The sequence below is a fragment of the Sporosarcina sp. P13 genome (assembly GCF_002743055.1).
Lineage (GTDB): Bacteria > Bacillota > Bacilli > Bacillales_A > Planococcaceae > Sporosarcina.
Genome location: NZ_PDYM01000008.1, coordinates 57301 through 79852, shown reverse-complemented (window position 1 = coordinate 79852; position 22552 = coordinate 57301). Strand labels below are relative to the sequence as shown.

General features: G+C 39.7%; 22 protein-coding genes and 1 pseudogene. 14 read left to right on the top strand and 9 right to left on the bottom strand.

All coding sequences use genetic code 11. The features are described from left to right. Positions 1–24: 24 nt before the first annotated feature. Positions 25–198: a hypothetical protein gene (locus tag CSV79_RS16755; RefSeq protein WP_158232481.1), complete on the bottom strand. Its 174-nt coding sequence runs from the start codon at positions 196–198 to the stop codon at positions 25–27. Between the two features lie 142 nt (positions 199–340). Then, a complete protein-coding gene (locus CSV79_RS06315; RefSeq protein ID WP_099688194.1) occupies positions 341–964 on the bottom strand; it encodes a Yip1 family protein in 624 nt (207 codons plus the stop codon). A gap of 144 nt (positions 965–1108) precedes the next feature. On the opposite strand from CSV79_RS06315, the gene namA reads away from it, so the two are divergent. From namA to CSV79_RS06290, 5 genes are all read left to right on the top strand, one after another. Beyond that, positions 1109–2128 (top strand): NADPH dehydrogenase NamA, encoded by a 1020-nt coding sequence (namA, locus tag CSV79_RS06310; protein ID WP_099688193.1) that lies wholly within the window; start codon positions 1109–1111, stop codon positions 2126–2128. Positions 2129–2249: 121 nt separating this feature from the next. Further along, complete coding sequence (locus tag CSV79_RS06305; RefSeq protein ID WP_099688192.1) at positions 2250–2618, top strand: carboxymuconolactone decarboxylase family protein; 369 nt, start codon at positions 2250–2252, stop codon at positions 2616–2618. A 143-nt stretch (positions 2619–2761) separates the two neighbouring features. Further along, positions 2762–3496 carry a YqcI/YcgG family protein gene (locus CSV79_RS06300; RefSeq protein ID WP_199171879.1) on the top strand — a complete coding sequence of 245 codons (735 nt, stop codon included), beginning with the start codon at positions 2762–2764 and terminating at the stop codon, positions 3494–3496. A gap of 77 nt (positions 3497–3573) precedes the next feature. Continuing rightward, positions 3574–3912 carry a CHY zinc finger protein gene (locus CSV79_RS06295; RefSeq protein ID WP_369824928.1) on the top strand — a complete coding sequence of 113 codons (339 nt, stop codon included), beginning with the start codon at positions 3574–3576 and terminating at the stop codon, positions 3910–3912. A 142-nt stretch (positions 3913–4054) separates the two neighbouring features. Continuing rightward, positions 4055–5590: an AbgT family transporter gene (locus CSV79_RS06290; RefSeq protein ID WP_099688190.1), complete on the top strand. Its 1536-nt coding sequence runs from the start codon at positions 4055–4057 to the stop codon at positions 5588–5590. 55 nt (positions 5591–5645) lie between these two features. Here the strand turns inward: CSV79_RS06290 and CSV79_RS06285 are convergent, their stop codons facing one another. Next, positions 5646–6053 carry a YugN family protein gene (locus tag CSV79_RS06285; protein WP_099688189.1) on the bottom strand — a complete coding sequence of 136 codons (408 nt, stop codon included), beginning with the start codon at positions 6051–6053 and terminating at the stop codon, positions 5646–5648. A 173-nt stretch (positions 6054–6226) separates the two neighbouring features. On the opposite strand from CSV79_RS06285, the gene CSV79_RS06280 reads away from it, so the two are divergent. Continuing rightward, entirely contained in the window at positions 6227–6463 is a 237-nt protein-coding gene (locus CSV79_RS06280; protein WP_099688188.1) for a hypothetical protein, read from the top strand. A 48-nt stretch (positions 6464–6511) separates the two neighbouring features. Here the strand turns inward: CSV79_RS06280 and CSV79_RS06275 are convergent, their stop codons facing one another. Next, the gene (locus CSV79_RS06275; RefSeq protein ID WP_099688187.1) at positions 6512–8086 is read right to left on the bottom strand and encodes an amidohydrolase; all 1575 of its coding nucleotides are present in this window, start codon (positions 8084–8086) and stop codon (positions 6512–6514) included. 349 nt (positions 8087–8435) lie between these two features. Between CSV79_RS06275 and CSV79_RS06270 the strand changes: the two genes are divergently transcribed. Next, on the top strand, positions 8436–8738 hold the full coding sequence (locus tag CSV79_RS06270; protein ID WP_233201381.1) for a YunC family protein: 303 nt from the start codon (positions 8436–8438) through the stop codon (positions 8736–8738). Positions 8739–8781: 43 nt separating this feature from the next. On the opposite strand, the gene CSV79_RS06265 is transcribed toward CSV79_RS06270, so the two are convergent. Together CSV79_RS06265 and CSV79_RS06260 are read right to left on the bottom strand one after the other, a co-directional pair. Next, positions 8782–9018, bottom strand: a complete 237-nt coding sequence (locus CSV79_RS06265; RefSeq protein ID WP_099688185.1) for a hypothetical protein — start codon at positions 9016–9018, stop codon at positions 8782–8784. Positions 9019–9047: 29 nt separating this feature from the next. Continuing rightward, on the bottom strand, positions 9048–9239 hold the full coding sequence (locus tag CSV79_RS06260) for a hypothetical protein (RefSeq protein WP_099688184.1): 192 nt from the start codon (positions 9237–9239) through the stop codon (positions 9048–9050). 647 nt (positions 9240–9886) lie between these two features. On the opposite strand from CSV79_RS06260, the gene CSV79_RS06255 reads away from it, so the two are divergent. Both CSV79_RS06255 and CSV79_RS06250 read left to right on the top strand, forming a co-directional pair. After that, positions 9887–13735, top strand: a complete 3849-nt coding sequence (locus tag CSV79_RS06255) for an AAA domain-containing protein (RefSeq protein WP_099688183.1) — start codon at positions 9887–9889, stop codon at positions 13733–13735. A 4-nt stretch (positions 13736–13739) separates the two neighbouring features. Continuing rightward, positions 13740–14474, top strand: a complete 735-nt coding sequence (locus tag CSV79_RS06250) for a hypothetical protein (protein WP_099688182.1) — start codon at positions 13740–13742, stop codon at positions 14472–14474. A 76-nt stretch (positions 14475–14550) separates the two neighbouring features. Here the strand turns inward: CSV79_RS06250 and CSV79_RS16985 are convergent, their stop codons facing one another. Next, complete coding sequence (locus tag CSV79_RS16985; RefSeq protein WP_199171878.1) at positions 14551–14712, bottom strand: hypothetical protein; 162 nt, start codon at positions 14710–14712, stop codon at positions 14551–14553. Between the two features lie 200 nt (positions 14713–14912). On the opposite strand from CSV79_RS16985, the gene CSV79_RS06245 reads away from it, so the two are divergent. The 3 genes from CSV79_RS06245 to CSV79_RS06235 all read left to right on the top strand — a co-directional run bounded on the left by CSV79_RS06245 (position 14913) and on the right by CSV79_RS06235 (position 17735). Beyond that, positions 14913–15209, top strand: a complete 297-nt coding sequence (locus CSV79_RS06245) for a con-10 family general stress protein (protein WP_099688181.1) — start codon at positions 14913–14915, stop codon at positions 15207–15209. A gap of 112 nt (positions 15210–15321) precedes the next feature. Beyond that, positions 15322–16668 carry a sodium-dependent transporter gene (locus tag CSV79_RS06240; RefSeq protein ID WP_099688180.1) on the top strand — a complete coding sequence of 449 codons (1347 nt, stop codon included), beginning with the start codon at positions 15322–15324 and terminating at the stop codon, positions 16666–16668. A gap of 263 nt (positions 16669–16931) precedes the next feature. Next, the gene (locus CSV79_RS06235) at positions 16932–17735 is read left to right on the top strand and encodes an alpha/beta hydrolase family protein (protein ID WP_158232480.1); all 804 of its coding nucleotides are present in this window, start codon (positions 16932–16934) and stop codon (positions 17733–17735) included. A gap of 107 nt (positions 17736–17842) precedes the next feature. Here the strand turns inward: CSV79_RS06235 and CSV79_RS06230 are convergent. Further along, positions 17843–18114: pseudogene (locus CSV79_RS06230) on the bottom strand (Fe-Mn family superoxide dismutase); the annotation flags it as partial. A gap of 149 nt (positions 18115–18263) precedes the next feature. On the opposite strand from CSV79_RS06230, the gene CSV79_RS06225 reads away from it, so the two are divergent. Together CSV79_RS06225 and cax are read left to right on the top strand one after the other, a co-directional pair. Then, a complete protein-coding gene (locus tag CSV79_RS06225) occupies positions 18264–20189 on the top strand; it encodes an alkaline phosphatase family protein (protein ID WP_099688178.1) in 1926 nt (641 codons plus the stop codon). Positions 20190–20323: 134 nt separating this feature from the next. Then, positions 20324–21370, top strand: a complete 1047-nt coding sequence (gene cax / locus CSV79_RS06220) for a calcium/proton exchanger (protein ID WP_099688215.1) — start codon at positions 20324–20326, stop codon at positions 21368–21370. A gap of 42 nt (positions 21371–21412) precedes the next feature. Here cax and nspC read toward each other — a convergent pair whose 3' ends face one another. After that, a complete protein-coding gene (gene nspC, locus CSV79_RS06215) occupies positions 21413–22549 on the bottom strand; it encodes a carboxynorspermidine decarboxylase (RefSeq protein WP_199171877.1) in 1137 nt (378 codons plus the stop codon). Positions 22550–22552 lie beyond the last annotated feature (3 nt).

Sequence of the window (22552 nt, the reverse complement as noted above, 5' to 3'; positions counted from 1 at the left end):
ACCAATCGTGTCAGGCTTTATGTATTATTTTCGTTTGTCTTCAGTTGCACGGTACACATCTTTTAAAGCCTCGCGATATTCCTTACCAGTAGCATTTTCACGAACACGTGCAGATTCGTCGGCACTCGCTTCAAACTCTAATCCCATTTCTTCGTTGATGGAGTCTTTATGAAAAAGACCTCTAATACGTTTATTCAATGTATATCCCTCCTTGTCATACTATGTCTTGTTTTGCTAGAAAAAATACATGGATGACAGGTTTTCGTTAGAAGAAAAATGCAGGGAAGAGAGATGACTGCTTATAGGGGAAAAGACGCAAAGCCCAGTAGCTTTACGTCTTTTACATAATGCCGCCAATAAGGAAGAATAACGAAATGACAATGATTGGAATGAAGAGCACTAACGCAATTCCAAAAATAATCACAATCACACCAAATCCGCGCCATGAAGAAAACTGATGAACAATCCCAATTCCTTTTGATAAAATAACTAGGCTGAAAATACCTAAACCAAACGTTAATAAATTAGTTAATAATAACAGTGTAGTCGGTAAACTCATCCATACTGTTGGTTCATTGGTATCCATAAATAAACTTTTACCGAATACCACGACTAGTAGTAGGTTAATAGGCAACATCCAAATTAAAGGGATAGAAGAAATAGGGATCATCTGGAACATATCTTTAAAGTTCCCTTTACCACGAAGCCACTTACCCACCCACGTGTATAGACCAGCAGCAATAAATAGACTGATGATACTTCCGATAAAAGTAGAAATGATTGCAAGTATAACGGTGGCTACTAACGAAAAGTCAGGTAGTATATCCGTATCTGCAAATGAGGTCAATCCCAAGCTGATAGCAGATAGAAATAAGATGAGAAAGCTATAAGTCCACGTTTTGTATTCCAGAACATAACGAATCGTTTCCTTTGGTTGTGTCCATATAGATACGAGTGGATTCATTAAGCACAACCTCCTTTCTTTCTATAGTATACGTTTCATCACTTTTATATGTTTCAAGAGTAGGGAATTATAATCCTCACTGCTTAAAAGTTAGCGTGTATTTGCTATACTTTCTCTTATAGTTACTTAAGGAGGACGAATTCAATGGCAAAATTATTCACACCTTATACAATCCGCGGCGTAGAATTTAAGAACCGTATCGCGATGGCACCGATGTGTATGTATTCCTCACATAATCAAGATGGGAAAGTACAGGATTGGCATAAAGTTCATTATCCAACACGTGCAGTAGGGCAAGTAGGTCTCATTATCGTGGAAGCGACAGCTGTTCAACAAGCAGGTAGAATTTCCAACGAAGACTTAGGGATATGGTCAGATGATCATGTCGAAGGATTGACCGAAATCGTTCAATTGATGAAACAATATGGCGCAAAGACAGGAATCCAGTTGGCGCATGCAGGCAGAAAAGCGACAGTAGACGGAACAATTTATGCACCGAGTGCCATTGCATTTAGTGAGGATTATAAGACACCAGCCGAGATGACTGTCGAGGATATCGAAGAAACGATTGAAGCATTCAAGCAAGCGACGATTCGTTCCAAGCAAGCAGGATTTGATGTTATCGAAATTCACGGCGCCCACGGTTATTTAATTAATGAATTCCTAACACCGTTATGTAATCAACGTACAGATGAATATGGTGGATCAGCGGAAAATCGTTATCGATTTTTAGGACAAGTCATTGACGCCATCCGTTCCGTTTGGGATGGTCCACTCTTCGTTAGAATTTCAGCGGAAGATTATGCAGATGGAATGGACACTGCACAATATATCGAGATGGCGCGCTGGATGAAAACGCAAGGTGTCGATTTGGTGGACGTTAGTACAGGTGGGGTAGTGCCGGCGACTATTCATCCATTCCCAGGCTACCAAATACCGTCTGCAGATAAAATTCGCAACGAAGCGCATATAGCTACAGGTGCGGTTGGCTTAATCACCTCGGCTCTTCAGGCAGAAGAAATTTTGCAAAATGGTCGTGCGGATATTGTGTTGTTTGCACGCGAGTTACTACGTAATCCATACTGGCCATACAGGGCGGCAAAAGAGTTAGGTGTAAAAATTGAATCGGCTGTTCAATATAATCGTGGTTGGACGTACGAATAACTGTAATAACAATCTTCATAGAAATCTTTCCCGTTAATCGCAGGTATTCATATCATTTCCGTTCTCACTGTATAGCAAACTAACTAGCGGATATACTACGTTTATATGGGAGGGGATTTTCATGGAAGATTTCACATTTACGAGTGCGGTATTACAGGATTACAAAACCGGTATGGGCGCAATGAGCGAAAAGATACCTAATGTAATCAAATCATTTAATACATTCTCAGAAGCTTGCTTTGAAGAAGGTGAAATTAGTCAAAAGCAAAAGCACTTGATTGCGCTTGCGGTGAGTGTTTATGCACATAGTGAATATTGTATTATCTATCATACAAAAGGTTGCATAGATAGCGGTTGTAGCACATTGGAAATTTTAGAAGCTATTAGTATAGCAGCAGCACTAGGTGGTGGAAGTGCGCTAAGCCAAGCGGTCACATTAGTGATGCAAACAATGGACGATTTGCAGGAAGATCCGAATCCAATTCAATGAAAGTGAACCTTACCGATAGTATTACGGTAAGGTCTTTTTTATTTTCACTATAGTAAATGGGTAACTCATAACCCAATTCAATTTACTCATATAGTGGACATTGTGTAGTGACTTATCGGATGATAATGTGGAGGGGAGATGAAATGTTGATTCAAACATCAAATGCTTTATTAACGAAGGAAGACTTTAAGGAACGAAAAGATTTACCTGAATGGTTGCTTAGAGAATATGGGACGTTCCATAGGATTGTGACAGATAAAACATTTCCGTGTTATTTCGGGATGGCGGGGGAAAACAAAGGGGAACTGCGCTATGCGTATATAACTCAAGAGGATTGGTCTAGTCTACCTCATGCGCTAGAAGCATTTTTAACATTGTTCGAAAACCCTAAGCATAAGCGCCACGGGTTATTTGTTTTTGTTGAACCTTTCAAAAGAGAAGGTAGTATAGAAGAATACCGTCAACAATTCTGGAATATTTTGCAGTATCTTCATAAACAAGATACAAAAGAATGGCCAGCTGACGCACCACGGGATCCAGATCACTATCTTTGGGACTTTCATTTTTATGGTGAACCAATATTTACATTCGGCAATGCTCCTGCATATAAACAGCGTAAAACTCGTGACTTAGGAAACTCACTCGTTATCGGTTTCCAACCGCGTAAAATATTCAAGGGGCTTGAAGGTACAGAAAAAGGGGGGATCAATTCACGTGAGAAAGTACGTGAACGGGTCGAGGTTTGGGATGCATTACCGAAGCATCCAGACATCAGCCACTTTGGTGATCCAACACATAACGAATGGAAACAGTTCTTCATCGGTGACGACTGCGAACCGCTGACTGGAAAATGTCCGTTCAAGCATAAGGAAATATAACTTGCGATACCTGAAAAGGTATCGCTTATTTTGATTGCGTTATAAGGTGTTCCACTTTTACTATAGGGATAGAAGGAGTGAAGAAAGTGAAAAAGTACAATCAAGAAGTTAAGGGGTTGTTAATTGATGACGAAACTCGTTGCGTCCATTATTCAACAGAAAATGACCGTATTGCGATTAAGTTCTACTGTTGCAAAATATATTATCCTTGCCATGCATGCCACGAAGAAAAAGGGTGTGGTCATTCTGCTGTATGGCCTGCAGATCAATTGGATAAAAAAGCAGTCCTTTGTGGAAGTTGTGGACATGAGTTGACAATTGCTGAATACTTTCAAAGTACATATACATGTCCGGCTTGCGAAGCTAATTTTAATCCTGGCTGTGGATTGCATAGGAATTTATACTTTGGTAGCTAACCAAGCTACTGAAATAGAACTTTTTCAGATAATAAAGTTGAAATAATTAGAAAGTACATATAAATCGAATAGAATATATGCAATAATGATATTTATTCGAGAAGTCGTCGATATAACTTTAGATACAGAGAGGAGAACGGCTATGGGCAATGAAGGTACAGCTAGAAAAGAAAGACGTGGGTTATTCAATCGCTTTCTAGATTTTATTGAAAAGTATGGGAATAAATTACCGGATCCGGTGATGCTTTTCGTATATATTACTGCTATTATTTTAATTTGTTCCTTTATTTTTGGTAAGCTCGGGACTACGGCTGTCAATCCTGGAACGGGCGAAGAAATAGCAGTTATCAATCTTTTAAGTAGTGAAGGATTCATTAAGATGATGACGAACTTAGTCGTGAACTTTACGAGTTTTCCACCGCTTGGTTTAGTATTAGTTGTTATGTTCGGTGTGGGACTTGCAGAATCTACGGGTCTAATTTCTGCAGTGATGAAGGTAACCATTTTAAATGCACCGAAAAAGATTATTTTACCGGTCATCGTGTTAGTAGCTATTTTAGGAAATGCTGCTGCTGATGCAGCTATGGTCGTATTGCCTCCAATTGTTGCGATGATTTTCATTGCGCTCGGACGTCATCCAATTGCTGGTTTGGCGGCAGCTTATGCATCTGTTGCAGGAGGATTTTCTGCAAACTTGATCTTGAGTGTAATCGATCCATTAATCGCAGGATTTACGGAAATCGGCGCACAGATTTATGATCCAACGTATACAGCAAATCCGGCGATGAATTACTATTTCCTTGCTGTGTCCGCTATCATTTTAGTACCCGTAGCTGTATTGGTTACGACGAAAATAGTGGAACCACGTTTAGGGGTTTACGAGGGGGAAATGGAAACAGTTGAAGATTTGTCTTCTGTTGAAAAGAAAGGCTTGTTATGGGCAGCGTTGTCTGTCGTGGCTTTTGTAGCTATTATCTTATACTTATCCATTCCACAAGACAGCCTATTGCGTGATCCAGAGACAGGATCGTTGACTAAATCACCTTTAATGGATAGTATCGTACCATTTATGATGATTTTGTTTATGCTTCCTGCTTTAATTTATGGGAAGGTTGTTAAAGAGATCAAGGACTCAAAAGACTTTGCGGATCACTTAGCAAGAGCGATGTCTGGCATGGGAATGTATATCGTTATTGCGTTCGTAGCAGCGCAGATGATCGCGTACTTCAGTTGGAGTAACCTGGGGCCGATTGTTGCGATAAAAGGAGCGGAAACGTTGGAGGCATTTGGCATGAAAGGGCTTCCGCTGTTCATTGGTTTCATCATTGTAGCGGCTTTGATTAACTTCTTAGTCGCGAGTTCTTCTGCGAAGTGGGCGATTCTTGCACCGGTGTTCGTACCGATGTTCATGATTCTAGGTTATGACCCGGCAGTTACACAAGTGGCTTATCGAATTGGAGACTCTATTACGAATCCAATTACGCCAATGCTTGCCTATTTTGCGATTGCTTTAACATTTGCGAAAAAGTATGACCCGAGAATGGGAATTGGTACGTTTATGACGTCGCTCCTTCCATATTCGATTGCATTCAGTATTATGTGGCTTATATTATTCGGGATCTGGTTTGTACTTGGATTCCCACTAGGTCCAGAAGGTAATATTTTATTGAATAAATGATGAAAAGGGATATCCATTCAGGGTATCCCTTTTTCATTCACCGGTGGTCTTTAATTCATTCTAGGTACTGTAAAATATCTTCAATCGCCAATTCACCAGCTGTTTCCCAACGGCTTTTATCACGGATTTCTGCATCTTTATCTACTGGCTCCTGAAATTGATTAAATGAACCGCTTAATAAAGAACTTGCATTGCGGTCAAGGCCAGTGTTAACAACATGTTTAATTACATAGGGCTTTTTGAATTTGATATACGTATTATAATCATCTAACTCACCATCATGAACGACGAACGGGACACGCAAGTAAATCGTCTCTCCACCTTCACGTGAAAGAATGGAATCAAAATGCCCCCTATTATAATCCCAACCGCCCCCAAAATGATACCCATGATCCGAAACTTTATCGCGAAGCGTTCCAAAACACGCAAGTTTACCTTCAATTGGCGTATCTAATTCCAGCATGCAATCACTCCTTTTCATCAGAATCTCTATATTCATTGAGGTTTATACATGTAATATGAATTTTCGTGCAAGCGTATCTAAATTTGACGAAGGGGTAAATTTAGCAACACCCTTGTGTACCTATTCATCGTCAGGTAAAATGAATGCAAAGCTACCGGGAAGGGGAAGAGTGTATGTTAAAGCATCCGGGTATTGCAGCCGTACTAAGTTTTTTCTGGACTGGTGTCGGACAAATCTACAATGGACAAATACTTAAAGGGATTCTACTTATTATCTTGCAAGCAATTAATGGTTTACTCATGTTTGTGGTCATCGGATTCATAACCTACCCAATTGTATGGATTTGGGGAATGTATGATGCCTATAAGACCGCTGAACGAATGAATCGCAACCAAACATACTATCAATAAAAAAATGTCCCGCCATACATGGCAGGGACATTTTTTATTAAACAGATTTTAAGCAGGAACCTCGTACATAACTTCGCCAGCAACCACAGTTTTTTCTACTGTGATCTCGGGGATGTGATCGACAGCTACCGAAAAAATATCTTCTGCTAAAATCGTGAAATCTGCATCGAATCCAACTTCTAGGCATCCACGTACATGTTCTTTTCCAATCGTAGCTGCTGCGCCGGACGTGAAAAGTTGCACTGCTTCATAGCGATTAAGTTTTTCTTCTGGCAAATATCCTTCATGCTGTTCCATTGGTGATCGTCTCGTAATAGCAGCGTGAATTCCAAGCAAAGGATTAGGATCTTCTATTGGTGCATCAGAGCCCCCACCACATATAAATCCTTTATCAAGAAGTCTCTTCCAAGCATATGCCCATTCGAGACGATCGTTTCCTAGACGTTCTTGCACCCAAGGGAAATCAGAAGAGACGAAAGCAGGCTGAATATCCAAGACGATTGGCAATTTCTCCATGCGTTCTACTAAATCTTCTCGCAATAAGATGACATGTATAAAGCGGTCTTTTTTACCCTCAGGAACAGGATGTTTTTCGATAACATCAAGCGCTTTTTCAGTAGCTAAATCACCAATTACATGGATCGCGACTGCTTCCTCGTAGCAACGGGCCAACTCTACGTAGTTTTCCAGTTCCTTGTCTGTCAGTACAGCAGTCCCGACATTTCTGGCATCATCTGAGTAAGGCTGGCTTAATAATGCTGTACTTCCACCAAAAGCTCCATCTATGAAAAACTTCATCTCACCTGGCTCTACCCATGGCTCATTATATGAAGCATGTTCTTTTATCAACTGCTGAAATACGCTGAAATGGCGCAATAAATGCGTGCGGAACTTTCTTTTGCCCCCTAGTACGTTATTTAATGCTTGTAAAGGGGTCTGGTAGTTACCATAATAACCTAAGTCATCTGTCACCACACCAGTTAACCCGACTGACAATAAATGATCTACTGAAGTTTCTAACGCTTTTGTTATATAACCTTCAGTAGGTTCAGGTAGTAGCTGTAAAATGCGATGCATGGCACCTTCCTTTAACAGTCCAGTCGGTTCTCCATGTTCGTCACGCTCAATTACACCATCATCTGGATCGGGTGTAGCTTTTGTAATGCCAGCCAGTTCCAATGCTTTAGAATTAACGAGTGCCGCATGCCAACAAGTACGTTTTAAAAGCATAGGTGATTTCGTAATTGTGTCGAGTTCATAACGATTAAAGATTTTTTTGTCGGAAAAGTTATTTTCATCCCATCCTTCGCCTATAAACCACTCATCTTCTGGCAAATCTTTATATGCATGCATCAACTGATCCATCATGTCAGCAGAGGATGTAGCCCGCGAAAGGTCTAATCGAAGCAACTTCTCTCCTTGACCGATAATATGCATATGATTATCAATGAACCCAGGGTAGACAAATGCGCCTTGTAAGTTTATATCTTGTGTTGCTTGACCTTTGAGTTGTTCATAGGAACCGCTTGCTGTAATTTTTCCGTTTTCCGTTATCAGGGCATCCACTGTTTGCCCTTCTCTTTGTAGCGTATAAAAAACTGCATTATGCCAAAGCGTCTTCAAACCGATACCTCCCTACTTTCCACTCTACTTATAATAAACCGCAAGTGGAGAATGGACAATAAAAGAGACACAAAACAAAAAACTGTTGTAAGAATCGTAAAATACGACTTCTTACGACAGTTTTTCACTTAATACATCTTCATATATCGCTTAAATTCCCAAGAATGGGCCAGAATACGGTAACTTTCCAATTCCAGACGTTGCCCTTCACTGAATTTCGCATACGTATATGCACCTACTGCGTCTTGAATCGTCAGGTTTTCAGGTAATTCAATCGTTTCTTGATCTGAATTTGTAGGAAACTTCTCTAGCTATGTATCATATAGTGTGTGGTAAAGGAGTGGATCAGTTGATAGAACATCGAGTACTTACGATTGATGGAAAGGATTTTCAAGCAGTAACAGTGAAATTACCGAAGACAACACTTCTGACGATTTCGAATGACAGGGGCTATATTATGTGTGGTGCGTTGGATGTAGGTTTGTTGAATAATGTTCTGGCAGATCGAAAAATCATAGCAGGTCGTGCAGTCGGAGTAAAGACGATTGAACAGTTACTTGCAGCACCGTTAGAATCAGTGACGCTCGAGGCGGAAAGTATTGGCATCAAAGCAGGTATGGTGGGATCAGACGCATTGGTGAAAATGACCTAAAAAGTGGCGCCCCTATATGGGGGCGCCACTTTTTAGGTCATCGTTATTCTTTTTCGTATTTCTCTTCGGTGGATGAACGATTTTTTGTTTTGCGATGATGTCTCTCTTCTTCCTCTTCCATTCGGACATCTTCCAAAGGAATTGCGTCTACAGTTTGCATATCTTCGTGCATGTCATAAATACTTTCTTTATCTGTCTTTATATTTTCAGGATTATCCATGTATCCACCTTTTGCATCTTGACGGTCTTTTTCTGTGAAAACTTTTTTCTCTTCACTCATTAAAATCAACTCCTTTGTATTCTAGTGATTTAATTTAAGAATCTACCGAGTAAGCCTTTATTGGATTTTTGCTGTTGTTGCTGTTTGTGTGAACGATCACCGCGCATTGGTATGTCGTTAAACGCATCTAATTGGTCGGTTAATTTCTCGCGTGATTCTTTATTACGCATCAAATAGGCTGCGCCTAGTCCGATTGCTGTCAAAGCCATTTTTTTATTCATGAAATTACCTCCTTCTTCTGAGTGGTTAGTTATATTTTCCCTAATTCATTGAAATTAAACACACACATAGTAAAGAAAAAAGTAGAGGGCTGCCATTCGTCAGAAAATCCTGACATCTGGCCGCCCTCTACTTTTCAATCAAGCTGCGGAAAATTTTATGTTTCGAACTACACCATACTGACGAAAATTGTACGCTCGTCGTATGCGTCTTCTACTGCTCGAACTACTGTGTGAGCAGATATTTCAATTGCACTTACACAAAAAGCTTTCTTCGCACTACTTGGTAAACCTGTCTTACGATGGAATCTTAAAAACAGATTCCTTAACCGAGTGTACCTAATTGCCAGTAAAGAAAATTTTCCGCCAAGGCTGTGCAGCTCTTCCGGACCTAGCAAATCACTTACCTAACCCGATCTACTAGTTTCCTTCAGTTTGCCTTGTAGTACTAGTATACCCGGATAAACCATTCTTAAACATCTTTTTTAAAATTAATTTAAAAACTTATTAAAGATTTTTCTTGCTCGCGGTAAATGCGCTGATGATCTATAATAGAGGACTGAGGTGAGAGCTTTGAACAATGAAATAGCAGGGAAAAGCATGAACATCCATCTTGCTGTAAAACCCTATTATGGAAAGAAAACTAAACGATGAATACTATACAGAATTCGGAAATGATACCTTGCAGTCTTGAAATTACGAAAAATGCCCGCAAAGGCGTGGAGCAGTGGTTTTTAAATGAACAGGCATTTGTTTCATCGGAATCTACTTTTGATATACATATTGAGAAAAGACCAGCCAATCGTCAAGGAAACCAGTCATTCGCACTATTCTTTGATCCACGTACCAATAAGAAGTTTGCCAAAGAGGTACAGCAGCGAGTAGCTGTTATGGAATGTGTGCTAAAGCCAGATGGTCTAGTTGCGACTGGGTTTCATGTCAGAGGAACAAGAGAACCTGTACGGACGAATCGTCGACTTCATACAGCGATGAAGTTTCGATTGAATCGTGTGGGGGTTGCTTTGCCAATTGAGTTTTATACGAAATTACGTGATCTACCAATTGCAGAAGAGCGCTCAGAGTACGTCAAGAAAAGAATTGAAAGTTGGGAAGGTTATCTTCAAATCGCAGAGAAAAATGCCGATGTGGAGGATATTTCTTGTACCTTTACGCAAAGCAGATTTTCAAGTGATTTTACGAAACTGCATCTTCACTGTAAGGACTTGCAGACGAAGAACTGGAAGCAATTGCGAGGGTTTAGTGTGAAAATGCTAGAGCTTTCTACAGAAGTCGGGCAGATTATTGATGTCCAAAAATCGCAAAAGATCATCATCGTTGAACTCACTCAACGTTTCCAAAAACGAGCGCGTCAAGAAAATTGGTTGCCTACATCAAATAAAAAATTAGTGCTAACGAACTTTGCTGAATTAAGTCAGATCAGAAGACTACGCAAAGGGTTTAAAGACTTGCAAGAAGGGCTTGCAGCAAACGCTAATCTGGAGAAGGTATTATTTGAAGAACGCCCAGTCGTGCAGATTAACAATAAGCAACTTGAACTTGAATATCATAATAATTTAAATGAATTTCAACGAGAGGCTGTGTCAGGTGCGATGAAAGCACATGATCTTTTCGTCATTCAAGGACCTCCAGGCACAGGGAAAACAACGGTGATTTCTGAGATTTGCTATCAAAATGTTAAGGCGGGATTGCGGACATTGGTTGCTTCCCAATCGAATCTAGCTGTAGACAATGCACTTGGGCGTTTACTGACAGATCCAGCCACCCGAATTTTGCGTTATGGACGATCTGAAAGTATTGAAGAAGAGGGCAAACGTTTCATAGAAGAAAATGTCGCTTTCCATTGGCGAAATGAAACGCTCGAAGCTGTCCAAGCGACACGTGCGATTTATCAAGAAAAAAATCGAGAAATGTTGCAACAAGTAGAACAGCTTGAACATAAAAAACTACAAAAAAGGAATAAAGAATTAGAACTGACTGAACAGCTACGTCAGCAAAAGTCTTTAAAAATAGAATTACGTGAGGTAGAGAAAAGTCATTCCACGGAGCAAGCCCTTCTAGATCAAGTGGCACAAAGACTATCTGATAAAAAACAAGCGATAATTCAAGCGGAACAACAACAACAGTTACTAACAGAAGAAATTAATGTCCTGCAAGCAAAACTAGACCTTCTAGCGAATAAAGATGAAGTGACAGAAAAACTTAAAAATCTACAAAATGAGCAGCAATGGTTAAAGCAAGTAGAAGAGTACGTTACGTTACAAACTAAATTACAACAGTCGATCAACGACCGTGAACACATTATAAAAACTATAAAAGAATGGCCAACTACGGAGCATTCGTTTAGTGCCGCACAACAACAAATTAGAACAATAACCAAAATGGATGCAGTACAAAATGTGTTGTCTGAACAGCAGATTGAATTACCAATCCATATTGTTTTACAAATAAATGAGTTGCACCGCCTTATCAAATCGATTGAATCAGGTGAATTCACGTATGAATTTCAAGAGTGGAAAGAACTGTTTGAACGATTTCAAACAGCGATTGACAAAACAGAACAGCTCTTGTTGAGTCAACGATATCCTGTAGCTACTATTGAAAAACGTTCTACCGAAAACTTCACGACCATTCAAGAAATGCACGAGATGATTGATCGACTCGGAAGGTTTCTAGTAGATCCGACAACGAAAAAGACGTTGCAAATTAAAGGGGATAGTCCAGAAAAAACTGTAGTCTTGAAAAAGATTGCACAAGGTATGTCTCTGTTTTATGTAAAGGAAGAAATTGTTCGTGATAAAGGGGCAGCCATTAAGCAACAGCAAATTCAAGCAGTAAAGCAGCTATTTACCAATATTAAAAATGAAATACTCAACTTTCTATCTAGCCAACAACGTGAAATACAAAAGAAAAAACAACAACTACAACAGCAAGATATGCAACTAGAGAAACAACAACAAACAATACAAAAAGCGTTGGGCGAATGGCTACAAGTAAACGACACACCACAAGAACCTTTAGAGTTACAGCAAGTTGCCGATGAAATTAGTGAACTGGAAGTGATGATTTTCGAGTGTCAGCAACAATTACAACAAATCATTCAGACGACTTCATCGTTAGATACAGCACAACAAAAATTGTTATCCAACACACAGCAACAAAAAGACCGTCAGCAACAACTCATCGTAATTGAGCAAGAGCAACAACACATGCAACAACAATGTAGTCAACTTACGGCACGAATCAATGAAATTAAAAGCAAACTGGATCCGACTATTGAAAGTCAATTAACGCAAACAGCGAATGAATATCACGAAACAACAGAGCAATTGCAAGAACTCAATAAAGAACGTGAACAATTGCCGATCCTCCAAGAACTTCAGGAACAGTGGGAGCAACTATTACAAGAAGCCAATGATTATGATTTAGACGAAATACGAAAACTGTATGTTGAACATGCGAATGTAATCGGTACGACTTGTGTTGCTTCCGCCTCCAAAAAGTTCATGGATGAATATCCTGTATTTGATGTCGTGATTATTGACGAAGTTTCTAAGGCGACACCTCCCGAATTGCTTTTACCTATGTTAAAAGGAAAAAAAGTGATACTTGTTGGTGACCATCATCAGTTGCCCCCGCTTGTCGGCCAGGAAACGATGGATGAGTTAGTTGATCAGCAAAAAGATCCTGAAGTACAACGAGAAATGAAAAAACTATTGAATGAATCGTTATTCGAGCGTCTGTTCCGAACGTTGCCTAAGCAGAATAAAACGATGCTCAGTATTCAATACCGTATGCATGAAAAGATTATGGCGACAATTGCGCCGTTCTATAAAGAAGGGAACTATCAATTGCAATGTGGCTTACCTGATTCAGATGCTATGCGTGATCATCTACTCGAAACTACAACGATTAGGCGTGAAGACCATCTGTTATGGCTAGACACACCGAATACAAGTCCATTCTTTGAAGACAAAGTCAAAGGTGGTACGAGTCGATTCAACGAAGCAGAGTTAAACATTATAGAACAAACGCTAGTAGATTTAGAGGAAGCGACAAAACAAGCGAAAGTTGCTGGACGTATGAAAGAAGAAGACAAGAAGAGTGTGGGCGTTATCAGTTTTTACGGTGAGCAAGTGAAGCGTATTGACCGCTTGATTCAGCAAGAGATTAAACCGAAACAATTACATTGCCGCACAGGTTCAGTCGATAAGTTTCAAGGGATGGAAATGGATATCATCATTTTAAGCTTTGTAAGGAATCATGGAGACCCTAGTGGAGACATTGGATTTGCAAAAGACTATCGACGGTTGAATGTGGCATTATCCCGAGCACGAGAATTGCTTATTATCGTTGGAAGTTCCGAAATGTTCACGATCAAAACAAAGAACGCATCTACACGCGATATGTATCGTCAACTGAAAGAAGTTGTTAAGTCCCAAGATGGTTTGAAAAATGCAGCATCAAGTAAGGGAAGGTGAGTGTATGGACTCTCTTCGGAAAAAGCTACAGCGAGAGATACAGCAACAAACAGATATCCAAATACAACAATCTGATAGTTGGGGGTTGCCTATCGACCTCGTCAAAATACCTTATACGACGATTAAACGAACGACGATGGATATTTTGATGAAGATGATTTTATTGACGGTGCAAAAATTAGAAGTTTCTAAGCCGAAGATGATTGCGGAGTTTTTGGCCGTAGAGCCTTTATTTGTAGAGGATTTATTCACCAGGATGGAAGTAACTAATATGATTGAGCAGAGAAAACGCATCTATCGGCTGACGAAAGTAGGAATAGAGCAACTTCAATCAGGTATCTATGAACATCCGGCGAAAAAAAAAGACACAAATTTTTATTATAGTTCCTATCATGATTCCATCTTGAGCCAATACGGTGAAGGACCTAGAAATGAAAAACTCAAGCCCTTTCGACTAGCTACGAAGCAACAGAATGGAGCAGAGGATCTACCAAAAGAACAATTACGAACTGCACTTCTTCAGGCAGGTGTAGAAGAGGCAGAAGGTTCACTACAAATCGTAATAGATAAAATAGGTATTCCTATGACTATGGAAAGCCAATACATTCCTTGTGTAGAGTTTTACGTCTATAACCGTACCGAGGATCGTTATTATACAAGAGTTTGGAATACGTTACTTGAGCAATGGGATGAACGTTTAGAGAAGTTAATTGATGAACTAGATCCGTTGAAGAAGTGAAAGTGAATTGAAAAGGCAGTGAAGGGTAAAAACCCTTCACTGCCTTTTAATCATTCGCTTCACGTTAGCCATGAATTTAAGAATTTTTTCTTCCTGGATTTTTAGGTTGTTTTCGTAACTCCGCTAATTCTTTTGCCATCTCTTCTCTCATATCTTTTGGAGCAATTTTTTGATTCTTTGGTGTCTGTGGTAAAGAACCAGAATTATTGCTACCAGTCTTATTGTCATCGCGTCCCATAGTTCCACTCCTTTCTGACATGAAGTTCTTGTTAGGTTGGTCTAATGGTATGGGAATATACGCTTCAATTCACAATAGAATATCTGTTGTTAAAACACGTTGATAAATTGGCAAATTGTTTAGTGTGTAGCGAATTGGGAATATAAGCACTAAGCTCACTAACAAGCTAGTAAATAAAAATACTAGGAGGAAGAATATATATGACGAATAAAAAAGGTTCCAAAAACAACGAAAAGAGAATGACATTAGAAGAGGCGGGACGTAAAGGAGGACAAGCAACTTCAAAAAAGCATAATCGAGAGTTTTATGAACAAATAGGACGTAAAGGTGGAGAGGCTACAGCTCAAAAACATAGTACTGAATTTTATAAGGAGATTGGTCGAAAAGGTGGACGTGCAACATCGGAAAAGTACGATAAAGAATTTTATGAGTCGATTGGTCGAAAAGGAGGAGAAGCACGAGCGAGTCAACGTACTGATCAGGTGGATTCTGAGTGAATTTGATAGTATTCACACGCATGAATGTAGAATAGATGAAAATCCTCTTGTTTCTACTGAAAGAGTACAGTATAACTGTAATTAGTAGAAATGAAAGGAAGTAGGTGAGACTGTGGATCAACGGAAAGAACAATGGTCATCAAAGCTTGGGTTTATCATGTCATCAGCAGGTGCAGCAATCGGTCTTGGGGCTATCTGGAAGTTTCCTTATGTAACCGGGATGAGTGGCGGAGGAGCATTTTTCCTTCTATTCGTAGTCTTTACAATTTTAATCGGTTTGCCCATGCTAATATCAGAATTCATTATTGGACGTGGTGCTGGTAAGGAAGCAGTGAGTGCCTATAAAAAGCTAGCCCCTGATAGTGCGTGGCCTTGGATCGGTAGATTGGGCGTGGCAGGTTGTTTCTTATTGCTGTCATTCTATAGTGTCGTAGGTGGATGGGTTTTCGTATATAGCGGCCTAGCGGTACAAGGAAAGATTATCAGTGAAGGAGCCTCCTATTCTGAGCAATTTGGTTCGGTCGTAGGTTCATCAGTAACAACATTAATCGGTTTATTGTTATTTACGATTATTAACGTTTTAGTTGTTTCATCAGGCGTTCAAAACGGTATCGAGAAAGCGAATAAATATATGATGCCTTTGCTATTTATCTTTTTCATTATTTTAGTCGTACGTTCGTTAACATTAACAGGTGCAATGGAAGGTGTATCATTTTTCTTGAAACCAGACTTTTCTAGTATTACAAGAGAATCTGTTCTTTATGCACTAGGTCAATCTTTCTTTTCACTAGCTGTCGGTTTTTCTTGTATGGTCACCTATAGTTCGTATTTAAAAAGAGATGTTAGCCTTACGTCATCAGCCTCTTCAGTTGTTGGAATGAATTTGTTCGTTTCATTATTAGCAGGACTAGCTATTTTCCCAGCAGTCTTTGCATTTGGTCAAGAGCCAGCTGCAGGTCCTGAACTATTATTCATGGTATTGCCAGCAGTATTTTCTCAGCTACCATTCGGACAAGTATTTTTGGCATTGTTCCTAATATTGTTCTTATTTGCGACCTTGACGTCTTCATTCAGTTTGTATGAGATTATCGTGGCGGCACTGACCGCTAGCGGAAAACGATCTAGAAAAGCCGTTACGTGGATTATCGGACTCGTTGTGTTTATTGCGGCGATACCATCCGCACTATCGTCGAGTACATTATCTAGCTTTACCATTTTCGGTAAAAGTGTTTTTGACGCCACGGATTTTTTGGTCAGTAATATCTTACTACCGACAGGCTGTCTAATGATCGCTGTTTTTATCATACGGAAAATGGATCAAGTGCTGGTACGTGAGGAATTTACATTAATGAGCCCCCAATCAACAAGTTTCTATCCTTTATGGCATCTATTGATGAAGTGGGCCGTTCCTTTAACGATTATTATCGTATTCTTAAATACATTAGGTATTGTTCAATAACTGTGAGACTCTCATTTTATGGGAGTCTTTTTGTTTTGAAACAAAAGAGTTAGGGAGTTGAAAGTATACCATTTCACTGCGTTCAAGGCGGACGCCCTCTAGAAAGCCTCCCTCCTGTAGCGTACATCACGAACAGATTATCAAGTAGAAATTTCTATTTATGTTTTTTAATGAAATTACCGTACATTTGACATCTAATAATTTCAATTGTATAATACCTATTAAACATGTTGGAATAATATATTATAAAGAGGAGAATGGCAATGCAGAAAAATATAACGATCCGTTCTGGAGAAAATAACTTATCTGGCGCCTTGCATCTTCCTGAATATACGAAAACAAAAATACCATTGATCATACTTATTCATGGATTCGTCGGGAGCAAAGTAGGAGAACATCGTCTGTTTGTAAAAGCCGCACGCTATTTTACAGAGCGTGGCTATGGGGTATTCCGGTTTGACTTTAGTGGCTGTGGGGAAAGTGATGGGGATTACGGAGACGTCACGGTAACGAAACAGTTACGGGAAGTGAAAGACGTAATAGATTACCTAAGTCTAATACATGAAATTGATGAAGATCGTGTGACGTTGATAGGCCACAGTCTAGGTGGTGCAGTCGCATCATTAACAGCGGCAAAGGATTCGCGCGTGAAGCATCTACTTTTGTGGTCTCCGGTAGGCACACCATATGAAGATATTACGGGTATTCTCGGGCCGAAAGCGGTTCGTGAAATCTCTAAAGAAGGTCAGCACGACTATCTAGGATTTATGATTAGCAAAACGTTTATCCAAGACTTGAAAACACATCAGCCACTTGAAGCAGTTCGTTCATACACTGGGCCTGCACATATTATTCATGCAAAAGCAGATGAACAAATTCCAAAAGAACATGCTGTACGTTATAGTAATTCGTTTAATAAAAGAGCGCATACAGCAGCCGTTTACGCTCAATATATTGAAAGTGCAGATCATACTTTTTCTAGTTATTCATTTGAAGATGAATTATTCAGCAAGAGTATCGCGTGGTTAGAAGGACATCCAAGTGATCAAATTGCCTTGCAACTTTGAACGATAAAAAGTAAATAAAAAAGGTGGGCTGCATGTAATCTGTTTCCGCAGATCATGCAGCCCTAAATTGGAATGTAGGATAAAACTAGAAAGAAAGAGAAAGAAAATTAATCCACCACTGATTTATGAGCCTGTAGGAAACGTTCATTGACAACGTCCCAGTCTACTGTATGCCACCAATGTTGAACGAACTCAGGACGACGATTTTTGTATCCTAAATAATAGGCATGTTCCTAAACATCGATGACAAGTAATGGCGTTTTATGATTTTTCAACGGTGTATCTTGGTTTGGTGTGCTCATAACAGATAATTGACCATTATCTAGTAAGAGCCAACCGTACCGACTATCGAACGGCCGATAGCAGCTTTGGATAATGAAGAATCGAATAAATTGTAACTAATATTGTAAATGATTTATGAAACGAGTCAAAAGAACCAGTAAACTATCTCTATTTTTATCATAGCTAGTTTGTAAGTTTACCTTATTTTCTTCAGGGGAATAGTGCTACAAAGCGAGGGATGCTGGTATGATAAAAAAAATGATAATCACCATTATTTTGATTCTTATGAGTAGTAGTGCAATAGACGAATCTGTATACGCTATAGAATCTACTGGCACAATTAGTGTGGTTTCATTCGATGGGATGGGCTATATGGATACGCAACGTTATAAAAATAAAGGAGTTATGAAGAACCTTGAAGAACTAGAGAGAAAATCTGCTTACGCGACGAATTTTATTACGGTCACACCTTCGTTGACCGCTCCTTCTCATGCAGCGATGGCTACTGGCGCGGGACCTGCAAAGACTGGAATCGTTAGCAATAGCTTTCACTCTACAGGAGAAAAGGTAAAGGATGATCAAAGTGGATTCTCTCAGACATTAGGCGTAACTCCGATTTGGAAAGAAGCTAGAAACCAAGGGAAAGTAACTGCTACTGTAGCTTTCCCAGACTCCAATCCGGATAATGCTTCAGCAGCTACGTACGCCGTGTATTCTGGCGGAACGCTAGCTGATGCAAAGTTGCATGATTTGAAATTCACATCGATTGATGATCAGCGTATAGAAACTTTATCGTCTGGTGGCGTTGGGGTTAAGGAAGCTGTCATTGCCTTGAATATAAAAAATATACCTTCTAAAGAATTATATGTATTAGTAACTGACGAAAAGGAACCAGCTATTTATCTATCCACAGATAAAAAAGAACTGGGACAGCAAGTTTCCACAAAAGATTGGATTGCTGTGGACCTCGATCTTCCAGACACGGAAAGTACGGGGTTTTATGTGAAACTTAAAGGAGATGTTGATAATTTAGAGACACTTAAGTTATTCCAAGGGACGGTAATGGGAAGTATTTATAAAGGTCCAGATGGATTTGCTGAAACTATTTCATCTGAATTTGGATTTTATCCGTCTCCAGATGAGATAGATGCTTTTAAAGAAGGGGACATCACAAGAAAAGAGTATGAACAAGTAAGTGAACGTTTCACGGATTGGGTTACGGAAGTCAGTCTATTTATTAAAGAACAGTACACACCAGATTTATTATTTTACTATTATCCCCATTTAGATAATGAGTTGCATAACTTTTTGTTGATTGATCCAGCGCAACCTGGGTTTGATATGAAAACCTTCAATAAAAATGAAGGCTATGTCAGATGGGCATTTCAACAAGCTGATCAAGCGATTGGGAGGATTAACAGTGCATTGACTCCAAATGATCATTTATTAATTGTATCAGATCATGGTGTGGAGCCGATTCATACAAGACTCTCACCAAATAAGGTGCTAGAAGAGGCCGGCCTGCTTGTGAAAAATGAAAATGGAACTATTGATGCTTCAAAAACAAAAGCGTATGCAGAGGCGAGTGGAACGATTGCGCACATATATGTGAATTTGAAAGGTCGAGAGAAAAGGGGAATTGTGAAACCTGAAGAATTTGAAGCAGTGAAGAGTCAAATTGTAGAGATATTTAAAGACTCTACACTATTCTCAAGCTTTTCTTTTAATCCATCAGATACTGGTGTACCTGCATTCCGCTTGTTGTTAGGGAAGAAGGATTTTGCCTACAGCTATCCGCTTGTGCCTAAATTCTCTACGCATTCTCAGTCAAGTTTCCAACCATATGAGAAAGTATGGGAGAAAGGAATGCCGGAATATGATGGGATGGCTAATGATAATAGTGGAGATATATATTTATCAGCAGCATCGGGGTATTTAATGGGGAAAGATGCAAGGACAGCTATCGAGCCAACCGAGGAATTAGGCAGTCATGGGGGAGATCCAACGAGGCCGAGATTGCGTCCAATTCTTTACGCATATGGTCCAAAGGTTAAGACCGGTGAATTATCCGAGCGAATATCAATGATAGATATCGCACCGAGTGTATATGAATTATTAGGTATACCGGCTCCGGAATTCGTAGAAGGAAGTTCAATTTGGGGGAGAAGATAAGTATAGGGTGACTAGTTAATCATTCGTAAATTTAAGACTGTGCCTATAGGCTACAGTCTTTTTTATCTTGACAGTTTGTTCGTTAGAAAAATGGGGAAGGATATAACAAAATAAGTAGAAATGAGGTGGAGGAACTGAATAAAGTATTTACTGCCTTGGCATTTATAGGTGTACCATTAGTTTTGATCGGTTCCTATTTAAAGTGGTCAGACTTATGGATTTTTGCACTTGCTTGTATTAGCATCATTGCTTTAGCTGCATTCATCGGTAGAGCAACGGAGAGCTTGGCTATTGTTAGTGGGCCGCGAATCGGTGGTTTGCTAAACGCAACGTTTGGTAATGCAGTCGAACTTATTATTTCTATATTTACGTTGAAAGCTGGATTGATTGGAATTGTATTAGCTTCTTTGACAGGTTCAGTTTTGGGGAACTTACTTCTGGTGCTTGGTTTATCGTTTTTTGCCGGGGGACTGAAACATAAGCGCCAAAATTTCAGTATCTATGACGCACGCTATAACTCCGCGTTACTGATTTTTGCGGTCATCGTAGCTTTTGTAATACCGGAAGTATTTTCGGTGACAATGGATACGCGAACGCAGCTGAATCTAAGTATCGGTATCTCAATAATACTAATTCTTCTCTATTTGGCAGGTCTTTTGTTTAAACTATTTACTCATCGGGGGGTCTTCGGCTCCGATAATCATGAAACAGAAGAGGTACCTGAATGGACGAAAAAGAAAGCTTTGCTCGTGTTATTGTTATCCACGGTAGCAGTAGCGTTTGTTTCTGAAAAGCTTGTGCACACCTTTGGTACATTAGGTGAAAGGTTTGGATGGACGGAGCTATTTATCGGTGTCATCATTGTAGCAGTTGTAGGAAATGCAGCAGAGCACTCATCTGCGATTACGATGGCAATGAAAAATAAAATGGATGTTTCCGTTGAGATTGCAATTGGCTCAACTTTACAAGTAGCGATGTTTGTTGCACCGGTGCTCGTATTGATTTCTCTTATGATGCCGCAAGCGATGCCGCTCATATTCACATGGCCAGAGCTCATCGCCATGATTACCGCCACGCTCTTAGTCGTTAATATTTGCCATGATGGCGAATCGAACTGGTTTGAAGGGCTGACACTATTCGCCGCATACTTGATTATGGGCATTGGATTTTTCTTGCTATAATTACAAAAGACCGATTCGCATCTAGATGCGAATCGGCTTTTATTAGGATAGACGTTGTTTGAAATCTTCATAGCCAAATTGTTTTACAACTTTAATTTGTTGATCGGCGGTATGAAGGACGATAGATGGCAAATTCACACCGTTAAACGTATTGTTTTTCACCATTGAATAGTGTGCCATATCGCAAAACACAAGACGGTCACCGGGCTCCAATGGTGCATTAAATGAATAATCACCAATGACGTCACCTGCTAGACAAGTCGGTCCACCAAGTCGATACGTGTAGGCTTTTTCGTTTGGCATACCCGCATTGATAATTTCTGGACGGTATGGCATCTCCAGTACGTCTGGCATATGGCAAGAAGCCGATGTATCCACTATCGCAATATCCATACCATTATGCATAGTATCTAGCACTGTTGCGACGAGGAATCCTGTATTGAGGGCAACCGCTTCGCCTGGTTCCAAGTAAACTTCTAGACCATACTTATCTTGCATAAAACGAATGGAGCGAATTAAAGTTTCGATATCATAATCAGAGCGAGTAATATGATGTCCGCCACCGAAGTTAATCCATTTCATTTGCTGTAAATAGGGTCCGAACTCTTCGTCGATAATTTGGATGGTCCGCCATAGTGTATCCGAGTTTTGCTCGCACAACGTATGGAAATGTAATCCACTAATTCCTTCTAGTTGATCTGGTTCAAAGTTCTCCAATGTGACACCGAATCTTGAATAGGAAAAGCACGGGTTATACATATCTACTTCGATTTCGGAGTATTCTGGATTAATCCGAATACCGCATTCAACGGATTTTTCATTCGACTGTACACGATCTTTAAATTTGTTCCATTGCGCGAATGAATTAAATACTAAATGGTCGGATAAGCGAAGGATTTCGTCAAACTCATCTTCATGAAAAGCGGGCGTATACGTATGAACTTCCTTGCCCATTTCTTCATAGCCGAGTCTTGCTTCAAGCAAGCCGCTAGATGTAACGCCATGAAGATATTGGCCGATTAACGGATACACTTCAAACATAGAAAAACCTTTTTGAGCCAGTAGGATCTTACATCCTGTTTGATCGATAACATATTTCATTTTTTCTAAATTATCGATGAGTAATTGCTCATCGACTACATAACTAGGTGAAGGAACTGCTTGTACATCAAAGTTCATAAT